This window comes from Agarivorans sp. B2Z047, assembly GCF_023373605.1.
In the GTDB taxonomy this organism is placed as follows: domain Bacteria; phylum Pseudomonadota; class Gammaproteobacteria; order Enterobacterales; family Celerinatantimonadaceae; genus Agarivorans; species Agarivorans albus.
The window spans coordinates 2,262,356-2,274,747 of sequence record NZ_CP088080.1; the positions used below are offsets into that span (position 1 = coordinate 2,262,356).

The 12,392-nt window shown below is 43.8% G+C and carries 20 protein-coding genes; 9 read left to right on the top strand and 11 right to left on the bottom strand.

What is annotated here, in order from left to right:
- Positions 1-3 precede the first annotated feature (3 nt).
- Entirely contained in the window at positions 4-588 is a 585-nt protein-coding gene (locus LQZ07_RS10395; RefSeq protein WP_227981686.1) for a HupE/UreJ family protein, read from the top strand.
- A 378-nt stretch (positions 589-966) separates the two neighbouring features.
- Here the strand turns inward: LQZ07_RS10395 and LQZ07_RS10400 are convergent, their stop codons facing one another.
- The 9 genes from LQZ07_RS10400 to LQZ07_RS10440 all read right to left on the bottom strand — a co-directional run bounded on the left by LQZ07_RS10400 (position 967) and on the right by LQZ07_RS10440 (position 7,303).
- Complete coding sequence (locus LQZ07_RS10400; protein WP_152786107.1) at positions 967-1,272, bottom strand: hypothetical protein; 306 nt, start codon at positions 1,270-1,272, stop codon at positions 967-969.
- Positions 1,273-1,583: 311 nt separating this feature from the next.
- Positions 1,584-2,696: an Arm DNA-binding domain-containing protein gene (locus tag LQZ07_RS10405; RefSeq protein WP_152786109.1), complete on the bottom strand. Its 1,113-nt coding sequence runs from the start codon at positions 2,694-2,696 to the stop codon at positions 1,584-1,586.
- Positions 2,669-2,893, bottom strand: a complete 225-nt coding sequence (xisR, locus tag LQZ07_RS10410) for an excisionase family protein (protein WP_152786111.1) — start codon at positions 2,891-2,893, stop codon at positions 2,669-2,671. The genes LQZ07_RS10405 and xisR overlap by 28 nt, the downstream gene beginning before the upstream one ends.
- Positions 2,894-3,127: 234 nt before the next feature.
- Positions 3,128-3,274: a hypothetical protein gene (locus LQZ07_RS10415; protein WP_194164234.1), complete on the bottom strand. Its 147-nt coding sequence runs from the start codon at positions 3,272-3,274 to the stop codon at positions 3,128-3,130.
- 161 nt (positions 3,275-3,435) lie between these two features.
- Positions 3,436-3,792 (bottom strand): hypothetical protein, encoded by a 357-nt coding sequence (locus tag LQZ07_RS10420; RefSeq protein ID WP_249483627.1) that lies wholly within the window; start codon positions 3,790-3,792, stop codon positions 3,436-3,438.
- A complete protein-coding gene (locus tag LQZ07_RS10425; RefSeq protein ID WP_152786532.1) occupies positions 3,792-4,058 on the bottom strand; it encodes a hypothetical protein in 267 nt (88 codons plus the stop codon). The genes LQZ07_RS10420 and LQZ07_RS10425 overlap by 1 nt, the downstream gene beginning before the upstream one ends.
- A gap of 15 nt (positions 4,059-4,073) precedes the next feature.
- Positions 4,074-5,189 carry a hypothetical protein gene (locus LQZ07_RS10430; protein WP_152786533.1) on the bottom strand — a complete coding sequence of 372 codons (1,116 nt, stop codon included), beginning with the start codon at positions 5,187-5,189 and terminating at the stop codon, positions 4,074-4,076.
- Between the two features lie 2 nt (positions 5,190-5,191).
- Positions 5,192-6,115 (bottom strand): Rad52/Rad22 family DNA repair protein, encoded by a 924-nt coding sequence (locus tag LQZ07_RS10435; protein ID WP_249483629.1) that lies wholly within the window; start codon positions 6,113-6,115, stop codon positions 5,192-5,194.
- 840 nt (positions 6,116-6,955) lie between these two features.
- Entirely contained in the window at positions 6,956-7,303 is a 348-nt protein-coding gene (locus tag LQZ07_RS10440; protein ID WP_152786362.1) for a helix-turn-helix domain-containing protein, read from the bottom strand.
- Between the two features lie 126 nt (positions 7,304-7,429).
- Between LQZ07_RS10440 and LQZ07_RS10445 the strand changes: the two genes are divergently transcribed.
- From LQZ07_RS10445 to LQZ07_RS10480, 8 genes are all read left to right on the top strand, one after another.
- Positions 7,430-7,645 (top strand): YdaS family helix-turn-helix protein, encoded by a 216-nt coding sequence (locus tag LQZ07_RS10445; protein ID WP_152786360.1) that lies wholly within the window; start codon positions 7,430-7,432, stop codon positions 7,643-7,645.
- A 56-nt stretch (positions 7,646-7,701) separates the two neighbouring features.
- Positions 7,702-8,118 carry a phage regulatory CII family protein gene (locus LQZ07_RS10450; protein ID WP_152786358.1) on the top strand — a complete coding sequence of 139 codons (417 nt, stop codon included), beginning with the start codon at positions 7,702-7,704 and terminating at the stop codon, positions 8,116-8,118.
- 93 nt (positions 8,119-8,211) lie between these two features.
- Positions 8,212-8,517 (top strand): hypothetical protein, encoded by a 306-nt coding sequence (locus LQZ07_RS10455; protein ID WP_152786356.1) that lies wholly within the window; start codon positions 8,212-8,214, stop codon positions 8,515-8,517.
- Positions 8,518-8,681: 164 nt separating this feature from the next.
- Complete coding sequence (locus LQZ07_RS10460) at positions 8,682-9,383, top strand: helix-turn-helix domain-containing protein (RefSeq protein ID WP_152786354.1); 702 nt, start codon at positions 8,682-8,684, stop codon at positions 9,381-9,383.
- Positions 9,380-10,060 carry a replication protein P gene (locus LQZ07_RS10465; protein ID WP_152786352.1) on the top strand — a complete coding sequence of 227 codons (681 nt, stop codon included), beginning with the start codon at positions 9,380-9,382 and terminating at the stop codon, positions 10,058-10,060. Before LQZ07_RS10460 ends, LQZ07_RS10465 begins: the two co-directional genes overlap by 4 nt.
- The gene (locus LQZ07_RS10470; RefSeq protein ID WP_152786350.1) at positions 10,050-10,316 is read left to right on the top strand and encodes a DUF1367 family protein; all 267 of its coding nucleotides are present in this window, start codon (positions 10,050-10,052) and stop codon (positions 10,314-10,316) included. The genes LQZ07_RS10465 and LQZ07_RS10470 overlap by 11 nt, the downstream gene beginning before the upstream one ends.
- Before the next feature lie 183 nt (positions 10,317-10,499).
- Complete coding sequence (locus tag LQZ07_RS10475; RefSeq protein ID WP_249483630.1) at positions 10,500-10,796, top strand: nuclease domain-containing protein; 297 nt, start codon at positions 10,500-10,502, stop codon at positions 10,794-10,796.
- Positions 10,786-11,148, top strand: coding sequence for an antiterminator Q family protein (locus LQZ07_RS10480; RefSeq protein ID WP_152786348.1), 363 nt, complete (start codon positions 10,786-10,788; stop codon positions 11,146-11,148). The genes LQZ07_RS10475 and LQZ07_RS10480 overlap by 11 nt, the downstream gene beginning before the upstream one ends.
- A gap of 93 nt (positions 11,149-11,241) precedes the next feature.
- Here the strand turns inward: LQZ07_RS10480 and LQZ07_RS10485 are convergent, their stop codons facing one another.
- Together LQZ07_RS10485 and LQZ07_RS10490 are read right to left on the bottom strand one after the other, a co-directional pair.
- The gene (locus tag LQZ07_RS10485) at positions 11,242-11,562 is read right to left on the bottom strand and encodes a hypothetical protein (protein ID WP_227981729.1); all 321 of its coding nucleotides are present in this window, start codon (positions 11,560-11,562) and stop codon (positions 11,242-11,244) included.
- Positions 11,563-11,578: 16 nt separating this feature from the next.
- A complete protein-coding gene (locus LQZ07_RS10490) occupies positions 11,579-12,385 on the bottom strand; it encodes a lipase family protein (RefSeq protein WP_227981727.1) in 807 nt (268 codons plus the stop codon).
- Positions 12,386-12,392: the final 7 nt, after the last annotated feature.

Sequence of the window (12,392 nt, forward strand, 5' to 3'; positions counted from 1 at the left end):
ACAATGGGAAGGGGTGTATTACTTTTACTTTCCTTGCCAAGGCCAGCCTTAGCGCATAGTCCTTTTGAGGGCGCAGGCGCTTTTTATGGTGGGTTATTGCATCCCCTTGGCGTACCAGCGCATCTGCTACTTATCATTGCGCTTGGCTTGTATGCAGGTCAATCAGGAATCGAAAAAAGCAAAGCGAGCGTCTTAGCTTTTGTGCTTGCTTTGATATCGGGCTTAGTTGGTGCCAGCTTTTTTGTGCAACCAGGGCTCGAGCCTACGCTTTTAGCTGCGGGCGCGATTGTGGGACTCTTTGTTGCCAGTAAGCTAACTGCTATACGGTATTTGAGCGTAACTACGGCTGCAATCGCGGGTTTTCTTGTAGCATATGACTCACCACAGGAAAGCTTGGTTGGTATCGCTAAATTGGTAGCGATGATTGGTACTGGGCTTGGTATATTTATTGCGTTTTGCATTGCCACTTTGATTTCTGAATACTTCAACAGCTTAACATGGCAAAAAATTGCGGTGAGAGTCATGGGATCTTGGATCGCGGCAGCTTCACTTTTGGTGTTGGCCCTATCCCTTAGTTACCCAGTTTAGTGGGTAACTAAGGGAACCGGCCCATAGTCGCTGCCTCTGCTTTTTCAGAAAACCCTCGGCTAAAGCGACGACGGGTAGCACGTAAAGTCCTCATTAAACATAGCAATAAACGTGATGATGGCGGTCTTGCCAAGGCTATATCGCCGGTGTACCTCTAACTAGGTGTCGCTTCAAAAAGGGGCACAAGCACTATACAGAACGCGTTGACAACGCGCAGGCACATCGAGATTGAAGACCGGCTTGAAACTGAAACCCTAGCACTTATCTAGCGACAATTGATTCATACATGGTGTCGAAGCTATGAATGTTTAAGGCTGAATTCCTAACTCATTTGTGTCCAAAAATAAGCTAGTTAAAACTGATAACTCTAGCTCCTTGCTATTCGCCGTATAACACTAATGACTCTTCCGGTAGGCACTCACTAGCCGCTTGATTGAAAGCATCGATAAAACCTGGGTTTTCACTTAAGTAGGTGTTGCCAAAATAAACTGCGATGGGCTTGCTTACTACCACTTGGCGGTCGATATAGGCGCTGCGATTAGTTTTCTCGGTAAGCTTTAGCATCGCCGCCTCGTTAGCCAAAATGATGTCGGCTCGATCGCGTATTAATCCTTCTAGCAACATTTCTGGTTCAACGGGTCGATAGGCTACTTTCACGCCTTTTGCTTTTAGCCATTGCGCCATGTTTGACCCTAGGTAAGCCCCCACGCGTGCGTTCTTTAAGTATTCGTCATCAATCGGTTGGTTAATAACATTTGCTAAATAAAAATACGCCCAGTTTTGTATAAATAAATTGTGCCATCGTTTTATTTGCCTTTATTTCAGTTATTTATGGTGTCTTGCTAATTTTATGGGGCATGTATGGGACGCTTTTATCTAGTTTCTTTTCAAGCATAGATAACTGGTCTTCGTCACCCTCGGGGATCCAATCTCCATAAATAGTAAACACCATTTGTGATGAGCTGTGTCCCATTTGCCCTGCAATATAAGCTGGATTAGCGCCTTTTGAAAGCATCCAACACGCGAATGGGAGGCCTACGGCGAACACCGGAGCGCTTACAAAGCCGTGTCCATTTATCCTCGATTGATGTGTTCGAATAGTGGGATTTAAAGTATTCACCTTTCGCTGTGATCAACGGATTAAATACAAAGGTACACATATCTACTCGTTGCGCTCCTTTCTCTCTAAGCTGAATCATTACGCCTTCTGCGGGATACATTTTAGTTAATGCTTGTTGATTCATTAATGCTTGTTTGGCTGGTGATAACAGCTTTATAACGCGCTCACTGCTTTCAGTTTTGGGCTGAACGAATTCACCAATTGAGGCAAGGTTACGCGATATTGTTACCTCTCCTTTCATTAAATCGATGTCTTCCCACGCTAAAGAAATTAACTCGCCATGACGAAGACCCGTATAAACAGCCACTGTAAAAAAATTTAGATCTTGTTCGTTTCTACATACACTAAGCAAACGTTCAAATTCATCATGAGAAAGAGGGTCCGGCTTTACTCGGGTTTTCTTTAGTTGCTTAACGCCATACCAGATAGGGTGTAATAGATAATTATTGATGTGGCCAAACTCGAGCATTTGTTTTGCAATGGTTAAATAGACATTTACAGTGCGAACCGTTCTGCCGGCTTTGGCGCGATCGGTGTAGTTTTGTGGCGCCTGCTGCAGTGAGTTTCTTAGGTTGCTAAAGTCCTCATTTATTAAGGTATTGCAGATCTTATCTTTTCCTAGGTACCCGACAACTGTTTTAATTACCGATGAGTACCGGGCGAAGGTGTTGTTTGACAGGTCCAGGCGTTTTGAGTCCAACCAAGCAATACTTAGTTCGTGAACTGTTCGTTTTGATGTATTGGGGGCAAAACGACTAGCTCGCTTAGATTCAGGAAAGGTTTTCTCGTAATCGAACTCACCATGTTTTATTTGGTAAACGATATGAGCCCGCTTTTCACCGGCCTTTTTCAGGTTAGCTTTGGTGGGGGGGATAGTTAAAGACTCACGGCATCGCTCGCCTTTATACATAAACCAGATCCGAACATAACCACCGTGTATCTCAACACCAGGTGGCTTTTTTACATTTGTGGGTAGTTTTGGATCCATTCCATTATGCTTTGGTAGTTGTACATCACACAGGCTCGGCCTTTTTCATTTGGGGCTTGGCCTGTAGTGCTGATTTTTACCCAATGCTTTCCTTGTAACCAAATTTTAAGACGGTAGTTTTTTATAGCGCCCACTGTCAATCCTGTATATTCACACAGCTTTTCATCGGTAACGAAAGTAGGGCTAGGGGCGCTCATTATTAGGTACTCTCAATCAGGGGCTTGTGCTTAATAATCCGAAAAGTTAATTTGCCAGTGACCTGTTTTTAATAGGAATAATCGAGTCAGCAGCAATTTCAAATATTTTCTCGATATGTTCATTATTCCAGCGCTTGAAACTGTGTGTGCGCTTCTTTTGGATTGAGTCGCTCATAATTGACATTCGCTATTTAAAGGCCAAATTTTCACCTGATTACCCACTTTTACTCACTTTTACTCTCCTTTCTCTATCAGATAAGCCTTAGCTTCACTAAAACTCATACTTGTTCTTTCGTGGTCGATATACACCACGATTTGACCGGCATAGTAGAATTCTGAAACCACTGTGCCGTTAATGATTTCTTTGCGAATAGGTCGCATGTTAAAACTCCGTTTGGGCTCTTTATTTATCTCGATTTGACGCTGTTCGCGAGCCAGGCCGCAGCTTTTGTATAGCACTCATTAAATGCCTTCCCTTTCTAAAGTCGCAACTTTTTAGTCGGCTCCTTATGAATCAAATCTTCCGCTCGTATAACCAATCCTCAGTTAACATCCTTCTCTGATTTGAAATTATTCCAATCAAGCTCATTCTTACTGAATATCTCGTTAACAAACACAGGTGAGCGGTAAATATCTATACCGTCCTCTTCGGCGCTTAAATGGATTGAAAACTCACCACAACAAACTCCACGCCTCAGCGCTTTATTAACTGCAGTTATCATTTCGCTATCACCGCTGCAGATTTCGGAAACTGAATCAAATACACCCTCTTTGGCATTGGTGAGCTTACGGCGTAGCTCCTGCACTTTATCAAGGGCTTGTTTGTGTTCGCGGTTTGCCTGAACAATTGAATAAAAAAGCTCGCTGATTTTCTTTTCTGTTTCTTCGTTTGATTGCATTATTGAGGCTCCACTTTGAACACTTCATCTCGCCAATTTGGTGTGTAATTATCTAAGTTGTTTGCAGCGGCTACACGCTCTATTTCTGCGCGAGTGGCCCCTGCTTCAAACGCATCGATAAGCCAAAACATAAACGTTCTTGGTGTTTGTCCTAGCTCCGATACAGCCCAGCATCGTTTAACAAATGTGCTGGTGACATCCACACCACCATGAGGCTTGTAAATAAGTGAGCCGTTCTCGTGTAGGTAATACTCTCCTTGAAGCATGCTGTTACTCCCTAGCTAAGCTACGGTTTTGTTACTGGCGATAAATTCACTCACCGCTTCAGTTAGTGTTTTGCCACCGGTGCCTACATACATGACGCCATCTTTCCAGTGTGCGTATTGCTCTAGAGCGTCGATGTAACCTTTCTGGTACTCGGTAAACTCCACTGTTACCGATGCTTGGTTAATCACTGCTGGTGGTTTTTTGCCTGCCAGTATGTTTAGTTTTGGCAGCGTGCTTTTCATGCGATCTAGGCGAGCTTGGTTTTCGTCAAGTTCTTTTTTGCCTTGGTGGTAGGCTTGACCGTCAGCATGAGCGAGACATTGTTTATCTTGGTCTATTTGGCGTTGTAGGTTGTCTACATTCTGCTGAGTGGCTTGTAGGTCAGCCCTTGACTCGGTTTGATTTATGGTGGCCTCTGGTGGAGCTTTACTCGCTGCAGCATTGGCTTTTAACTCGGCCAATTCACGCCTTAACTTTTCATTTTCTTCGCGTTCTTTTTGCAACTGGGCTTGCTGTTCTGCTTGCTGCCTTTCTGTAATTTTGGCTTGCATAGCTTGCGCTAGCTCTCCCTTGGTTTCAGCTATTGCAACCAGCGCATCTTGCGTAAATTCATCAAACCCTTCCGATGGGTCTATAGTATCCAGAGCTTCGATAAGGCCTGCGATATGCTCAATCGATTCGTTACCAGCTAACACCGCAAAGTTTCGGATGTTGTTTATTTCGTCCTGAATTGCTTGAATTCGAGCTTCTTCTTTTTGGTGCTCAATTTCTTCCAGGCGCTCTTTCTCTTTTTCCCAATCAGTAAGCGGCTTTCTAGTTTCATCGCGAAGTTGACTAAGCTTTTCTTCGGCATACTTAACCCCAGCATTTACTTCTAAAACTTGTTTTTTAAGGTCGGCTACAGAGTCTTTACCAATTTTTGTGAGTGCTGTTTTTATCTTGCTAACTTTGTGAGCTCGGCTACCAATTGCCTTGCGGCTTTTATCGGTAGTTAAATCAATCTTTTCGGTGGAAACCTCGTCGCGTACCCGGTCGATATAGGGTTGCAGCTTTGCGGTGTCGCTGAATACACTAATCACATCGGATTGTGGAATTTCAATACCGCCTTCAATAGTGATAATATCTGCCATACTTAAGCCTCTTGGTGTTGGTTTTTTGCAGCTAAGGCGTCGATAGCTTGCTGCATGTGTTTGTTTAGGTGAGTCGCAATCACCTCTTGATTAACATAAGTGCCTTCACACATAGTTCTAAGTGCATCCAGGTGGGCCTTATTGGCCTGCCTGATTGATGCTTCATTTGGTATTAATGAATAAGCGCCTGCCTGTTTATTTGCCCACGCTTTAGCTTTGTTGGTGTCCTCCTCTACCGTTTGAGCTGCTGCTTGCTTGATTTCTTCGGCGCGTTGTAGCATTAACCCTTTAAACTCATCGTGTAGCTTCTTGTCTTGGTTAATTGCTGCAAATCTGGTGGCTTCGCTGTAAACCCTTCTGAGCCCGGCTGCATCGGTGGCGTTGATAATTGCATCCTCATAAGGTGTTGCGTCAGCTTTGGGGAGCGCCCAGTTAGGCAATTCTGGTGTTTGCCAGGCTATGTTCTTACCTAGTTTTTTGTTGGTTAACACATTGCCTAGCGGATGATTTCTACCTTGGCAAACTTCCGCTTTCGGAGCCCAAAACTCTGGCAGGTCATAAAGGTACCGACCTATGCCAAGCTGTACGGCGGCACGCTTCATTGAATTTGAAATGCCACCTTTTAGCGGTTCGATATCTGTGCACTCTGCGCCGTCCCACTTGGTGACCTCTTTGTCGTCATGGTTAATTTTAATACCGCAAAGAAACCCTCCTTTTTTGCTAGCCACTTCGCGATAATTGTTTTCCCAACCCATTACACCAAACACATCGTCAAGGCGTTTTTGTATTGCTCGGTTGGTGATGTAAGGAACGGCGAGCACCCATGCTCTGTTATCGTTGGTTACACCACTGGTTTGGGGTTTCCATTCGATATCACAAACAGGGAAAGGCGCTTGAAGTAGTTGGTCAATATTTTTCTCGGCCATTTATTTTGTCCTCGTTCCATATTGTAGAGGGTAGGGTGATGGCTTGAGTTTCTGCTTTTTTATCTCGCAGTGGTTCGCTATGTCGTAGCGTAATATGTTGAACTTCAGCTGGTTGTTCATGCTCATACCTCGGTAGGTAAGTTGTTAAGTCCGTTGCCTAAGTGGGTCATTATCACTGGTTGATTTGCTATGCTCGCTACCACAGCCTCTTTGCTTCTAACGCGTGCTGATTAATGTCTAATCATTTTTGTTTTGGTGTATAAGGCGTTGAGTTTGGGCTGTCCCCATGGCTTCACAAGCGAACTCTCTATAGCTAAACAGTATTTTCTTCCGCTATTGTTGTTTTGACTGATTGTGAAGAGAATAGATTCTTGCACGATGCGTTCAGATTGCGGTTGCGATTTAAACACCTTACTTCAGGCTTTTAGGAACGCTCTTTGCCAGCTCGTTAAAGCTGCTTTTGAATTTCGCCCAAAAAAATATAAACGTATTAATTGTTTGTGCTGTCATAACAACTCGTTAATGTGTTAACTCCTTAATGTGTATTAATATCCTTTCAAATTATGAGTCTGTCAACTCATTTATGTGTATTTGTTTTTGTTATGAGTGTGTGTGGGTGATTTTGTAGTGCTGTTCTAATCGTAATGTTTCGTGGATGAAGACTAAGTTAATCATTAAGTCTTATTTGGTTTTCTCTTCTGTAGGTAGATATTTTATTTGTTGGATGAGGGGGGGGATTGGCTCGTGCTTCTGCGTATGCCGGTTGTTGATAAGGACGATGGGTGGGATTATTGGGAGGTTGTAGGTAGTGAAGGTTTTAGTGCTATTTATCTGGAAGGGTCAGGCAATCTTGTTTATGAAGGCGGAAATGGCGGCTAACTCGGCTATCTTTTTAGTGTTATCTAACTTTGCAAGTTTAGTTATTATGCTTTTTGTTTGTTCCGATAATTTAAGAGGCTCAATTAGTTGTTCTATTTCTGTCTTGGCTTCTTCGTGCCCAAGCTCTAGGAAGTAAGGGCTAACCCCCAAAGCCTTGGCAATTCTCACTGTATCTCTTGGTTTTAAAATTATGCCGGCTTCGATTCTTTGAATTGTTTGTTGTGAGGTACCTGTTAAGTCACCCAATTCTTTTTGAGATAACTTTCTGTTTATTCTCAATGATTTTAGTCTTTCACCGATTGCGCTCATACTATTTCCGCTTGTTATTTTTACTCATAAAAGAGTATCGCTGTTGTTGATTTTCATCAAACTCATTTAGGTGTTCTTGAAATTCACACTGAAAAACACAATAATGAGTTATCCGGAGGGGGGAGCATGAAATCAAATATCTTTTTTGAACCGATTAAGCGCGCTATTAAGATCGTGGGGACGCAAAAAAAACTTGCTGAAATAGCTACTAAATACGCTCCTGGTGATGTAGTTATTCGACAGCAAGCCATCACTCGTTATTTGAATAAACAGTTAAAAGTTAAAGATACTCATTGTATTCCGATAGAGCTAGCAACAAATGGATATGTCTCAAGGCATTAGTTAAGACCGGATGTGTATCCCTTGGCGTTAATTGATAATCAAAAGGTTTCCTCCTAATGACAACAACTCACACGGTTACTGGCCTTGGGGTTGCTTGGGAACGTTTAGGCGCCTTTTTTATACATGCGGCGAAGTTACGAAATGAACGAGCTAAAAGTATGCCCAAATGGCCAATCGTTTTACGTAATAAGTTAAACCGCGATATTGACTTACATCATTTAACCGTAGACGAGCTATTAGATGTTACTCGAGTAACAAACGACTTTACCTTAATAATTGGTTTGCTGGCTGGCCTTGGACGTACATTTATTCTTATTTATACGACATCCGACTCTATTGACCTTTGCAAGAAATCTATGCGCGTTAACAAGTTATCTGGCCAGTTGGCCGCTATGCAACGCGCAGAAGGGAAGCGCCTAACAGAACGGTGGCAGTTTAAACCTTCGGCAAGCATCAAGCTAGTTAATGAGTGAGGCTAGTTAAATTATGTACCGATTAGACCAGGCTTGCGTAAACGGTCCAGTGATTGATTTTTTCATCTGGGTTGCTATGTCGGAGGCTAGTCTATGACTACCGTTGATGCCTTAATCTGCTCCACTCTAGGCGCACATGTTTGTGATTTGGGTATTGGCTTTTTTATCGCTAACTACAAAAACAACAAAACAGAGCATAAACGAAGAGAAAAAGTAGAGCTACTTAATGCGACTGTATTGCTTCGTTATAGCGAGTTGGTTGGGCGTGAAAATCGGCTTTCTCAGTGGTTGTTTAGAGCAAGGAAATCCCCGCAAGGTGCGGGGGCAGCCCCCGGAGCGTGGTACTTAAGGGGCCCCCTAGGAACAAAGGGGAGAAAAAAGCCCCCCCCCGAAGAATGAAGGGGGGGGCAGGGTCACTGTAAACGCAAGAGATAGTCCGGTCGATACCGGAACAAACTTAATGTACGCCTTGCTCAGTAAACTAACAATACGCCGTTACGCTGCAGATACGTTAATGGGGCGCAGTGTCGGGATTTATTTACTAAATTATTTGGAGTCGCAACATGAGTATGATTCTTACTGCTAAGGCGCTTGGAATTAAAGTTGGCAGCCCATTACGTAAGTTTGTGCTTATAAAACTGGCTGATAACGCAAACGATAAAGGAGAGTGCTTCCCAAGTTATCAACACATTTCTGATCAATGTGAAATTGAACGAAGAACAGTCATTCGCCATGTGAAAAAACTGGAGGAAGACGGTTTTTTGAGGATCGAAAGGCGTAAAGGGCCAAAAGGAAATCGCTCAAATGTGTTTCATTTAACCCTTGATGGACCTAGTGACAGAAAGTCACCACCTAGTGATCTTATTGCACCACCTGGTGACACAGGATCACCTCCCCTTAGTGATCCTGTGTCACCCATAACCTGTCACTCTTTTGAACCAGTCAATGAACAAGATAATTACGCCCCCAAGAATTCTTTAGATTTTTCAGATTGGGAAGTTCCTAACGATCTCATTGTCGATTGGAAAAAACATCGCAAGCAAAAACGTGCTGCGGTAACGCAGCGGGTGATCAACATGCACTCAAAAGAGTTTAAAAAAGCCAATGCGCTAGGCATATCGACTTATCAAGCTGTTGAGTATCAAATAAACCGGGGCTGGACTGGATACGAAGCTGAATGGCACATCAAGTCCTTAGGCCTGAATGGCGAATCAGGTGGTTTGAATATGGATGACACAACCTGGGCGGAGTCCTTCGTGCGATGAAAAAAATATCAAGTTTAGTAACAGATAATCCAAAAGTGCTGCGTGATATTCAACGTCGAGGGGATTGGAGAAAACCGCAGATAGAACTACCACCGCAAGCCATCGCAATTGTGAATGATTTATTCAAAGAATTGGCAGGGATTTACCACAGCACTTGGCATTTGGTCATGCGCACTGATGCGACTTTGGCTTATGCGAAACTGCAATGGTCGCAAACGTTGTTTGAGCATAGCGTGACAACTGAACTCCAGCTAGCAGAAGGCTTATCTAGAGCCCGTATGGATACCAATGCCTATTTGCCAAAAGCTAGCGTTTTTTGTGATTGGTGCCAGGGCATCGATGAAGCGTTTTTTGTTGAAGCGTTCCGCCGGCTTATTCGCAATGAAACAGCGGCCAGTTTGGCTGAAAAAGTAACGCGCCGGGAGGTTGGATATCGGTGCCGTTCTCTGTTACCAGAAAATCAAGCTATGAGGCTGTTTCGCAGTGTACTTCACCTCAATATTCACAAGAGTATGCGCTCTGAATTGGCTGAGCCAAGGCCTCTGCTTGACTCAAGCTGTGAGGAAGATTTTAGTAAATACGGCGATCAAATCGAATCAGATGAGGCTAAGAAATTTATGCAGAGAATGAAGCGAATTCAGCAAGAAAAAAGAGTGCAAAATAAGCGTGGAAGTTAACTTAATCAAGCAACCAGGTGTGTTATATCCGGCCAGTGAAGAAGACCGCGATAAGCTAAATCACATTGGCTTAGGCAAGGTAGTTGCGGCATCGCTAACTCTAAAAAGAAATTATGCATTTCACAAAAAGTTTTTTGCAATGTTGAATATTGGCTTTGATGTGTTTGAGCTGTTTGAAGGGCGGTATAAAGGCCTGCCAGTACAAAAGAGTTTCAATCGACTCCGCAAGGACATCATTAATGCTGCAGGCTATTAATAGATGGTTGCCAATATCAATGGAAAAGTAAGAACTGAAGCGAAGAGTATGAGCGAGGAAGAGTTTCTGCAGCTGTACGGAGCCTGTTGCAGCGTAATGCTACAGAAGGTTTTAGCGAGCTATACGCGGGAAGACCTAGACTATGTGGTCGAACAGCTCATTCGATTCTAAGGAGTAATAGAAGTGATACGCAGTAGTTACATCACCGAAAGCGCCAAGGGTGAAGAATGCCAAGTTCGCATACCTGGCGCATGCAACGGTAACCCTGAAACAACCGTACTAGCGCATGTGGGGAAAAACCGGGAGCGGGGTATCAAATGCGACGATACATTTGCTGTCTTTGCCTGCTCATCTTGCCATGACGAAATAGACCGGAGAATGCGCCTTTATCCGAATGAGCAAGTAACAACTGTGAATTTTGAATCTGTAGAGCGTACTCAGCGCCAGATATTCGAGAAAAGGCTTTTGCATGCAGATTGAGACTATTAATGAGACCCGCCAAGAGCTGCTAGCTTGGGGCGCTATGGCTCGAAGTGGATTAGACCATGTGGGTTACCCAAAAGAGAGCCCGCTACGAAAATATATGATTACCGGATACTCAGAGGTTTACGCCTCACCAGTAGATATTACTGACGAGCGATTTCTAAAAATAGACGGTGCAATCGCAAAGCTTGGCTCTCGTCATGAAGAGGAAAGGGCGGCGCTTTGTATGCGATATATTCACTTAATGACTGAGCGACAGATAGCAAAAAATCTTCAGTGCAGCAAAAGCAAAACCAGTATGATTCTGGCAGCGGCTGAGGCATGGATAGACGCGAGGTTATTTGAGTGAAATTCAAAATTGAAACGGTAATTAAAAGCCAGGGTGATTTGCGTTTGATAGGTGCTTTGAAAGGGTTCCCCCTCTCTAAAGCAGGTAGTAATACTATAGGCCGTTTGAGCGCTTTATTGCTTCACTTACACTACGATATAAGCGTTTAAGCATTTTATTAAAAATACCTCTAATTGTCTTATAGGTTAGATCTTTTACTTCAGAACTTGCAGCGCCTGCAAATACCAGCATGTGTCCTAGCAAGCCTTTTACTTGTGAAGCCGCAGTTTTACCCGCATCAGCAATTTTAACTAAAGCTTGAGCAATGAGATCATACAAGCTAACACCTATACTTATCGCCCCCTGTAGCGCGATAGCGGCATAATGGCCTGTATCTTTAAGTAAAGTAATGAGCGCCGCACTTAAGCGGTCCACCCAATAGTTGCTATAACTAGCCTGGTTGCGCTTGTTGAGGATGAAGATAATCACTCGCCGCTTTTTGCAAAGACCCCCAATCTTCTTTTCTCGCGGTTGTCAGATAACCTGGTACAGCGCCTGTATCTGGATCCATGCCATGAGCTTTAAGACAGATCCCATACCCACCGTCTAAGCGAAATTCAAGGCCTTTATAGGGCGATTGAACAAAAGGCCAAAGCGGCACCTTAGGCACAACGTCGGCCCCATGAGTACAACGATAGTTTTTATTTGTTCTGTTGGTGTTTGCGCTAGCAAAACCAGGCAAGCCAACCCGAGGCGCACCAAAGGTATACAGTTGCACATTGCTAGTGTAAGAGCTCGTTGCTACCCAATCAGCCGTAAGTGTTGCTAATGCACCGCCCAAGCTATGACCGACGCAATGAACTGCGCCCCTGTTTGAGTTTTTACGCCATTCATCCAAAAACTTCTTAAGCTGTGGACGTAATAAAGAAAACGTGCGCTGGAACCCCGAGTGTACCGCTTGCCCGTTATCGCTTCCAGTTAACCCCACCTGGGCGTTTGTTGCCCAATCATGCCCTGAGGTTAATTGTGTTCCTCTAATGGCGATAATGGCGTCACCTTTGTAGGGGCCATCGCCATGGCCTAAAGCAGCAAAACCCGTTTGTTTATTAAAAAGGTAGCCGCCTGTTTTACTGTTCGCGTTGTTTTGAAGTTTAAAATACTTTTGTGTATACGGAGGGAGTTTAAAGCGACGCCCCTCACGAATGGAGTAAGCAAATAAAGCAAGCTCTGAGGCGAGCTGTGGAGAAAGCGCAGTCATGTTGATT

Excerpts from the sequence above, each read along its gene's own strand:
- LQZ07_RS10395 (WP_227981686.1), top strand. The coding sequence starts at position 4 with ATGGGAAGGGGTGTATTACTTTTACTTTCCTTGCCAAGGCCAGCCTTA.
- LQZ07_RS10400 (WP_152786107.1), bottom strand. The coding sequence starts at position 1,272 with ATGGCGCAATGGCTAAAAGCAAAAGGCGTGAAAGTAGCCTATCGACCC.
- LQZ07_RS10405 (WP_152786109.1), bottom strand. The coding sequence starts at position 2,696 with ATGGATCCAAAACTACCCACAAATGTAAAAAAGCCACCTGGTGTTGAG.
- xisR (WP_152786111.1), bottom strand. The coding sequence starts at position 2,893 with ATGAGCGCCCCTAGCCCTACTTTCGTTACCGATGAAAAGCTGTGTGAA.
- LQZ07_RS10415 (WP_194164234.1), bottom strand. The coding sequence starts at position 3,274 with ATGCGACCTATTCGCAAAGAAATCATTAACGGCACAGTGGTTTCAGAA.
- LQZ07_RS10420 (WP_249483627.1), bottom strand. The coding sequence starts at position 3,792 with ATGCAATCAAACGAAGAAACAGAAAAGAAAATCAGCGAGCTTTTTTAT.
- LQZ07_RS10425 (WP_152786532.1), bottom strand. The coding sequence starts at position 4,058 with ATGCTTCAAGGAGAGTATTACCTACACGAGAACGGCTCACTTATTTAC.
- LQZ07_RS10430 (WP_152786533.1), bottom strand. The coding sequence starts at position 5,189 with ATGGCAGATATTATCACTATTGAAGGCGGTATTGAAATTCCACAATCC.
- LQZ07_RS10435 (WP_249483629.1), bottom strand. The coding sequence starts at position 6,115 with ATGGCCGAGAAAAATATTGACCAACTACTTCAAGCGCCTTTCCCTGTT.
- LQZ07_RS10440 (WP_152786362.1), bottom strand. The coding sequence starts at position 7,303 with ATGAGCGCAATCGGTGAAAGACTAAAATCATTGAGAATAAACAGAAAG.
- LQZ07_RS10445 (WP_152786360.1), top strand. The coding sequence starts at position 7,430 with ATGAAATCAAATATCTTTTTTGAACCGATTAAGCGCGCTATTAAGATC.
- LQZ07_RS10450 (WP_152786358.1), top strand. The coding sequence starts at position 7,702 with ATGACAACAACTCACACGGTTACTGGCCTTGGGGTTGCTTGGGAACGT.
- LQZ07_RS10455 (WP_152786356.1), top strand. The coding sequence starts at position 8,212 with ATGACTACCGTTGATGCCTTAATCTGCTCCACTCTAGGCGCACATGTT.
- LQZ07_RS10460 (WP_152786354.1), top strand. The coding sequence starts at position 8,682 with ATGAGTATGATTCTTACTGCTAAGGCGCTTGGAATTAAAGTTGGCAGC.
- LQZ07_RS10465 (WP_152786352.1), top strand. The coding sequence starts at position 9,380 with ATGAAAAAAATATCAAGTTTAGTAACAGATAATCCAAAAGTGCTGCGT.
- LQZ07_RS10480 (WP_152786348.1), top strand. The coding sequence starts at position 10,786 with ATGCAGATTGAGACTATTAATGAGACCCGCCAAGAGCTGCTAGCTTGG.
- LQZ07_RS10490 (WP_227981727.1), bottom strand. The coding sequence starts at position 12,385 with ATGACTGCGCTTTCTCCACAGCTCGCCTCAGAGCTTGCTTTATTTGCT.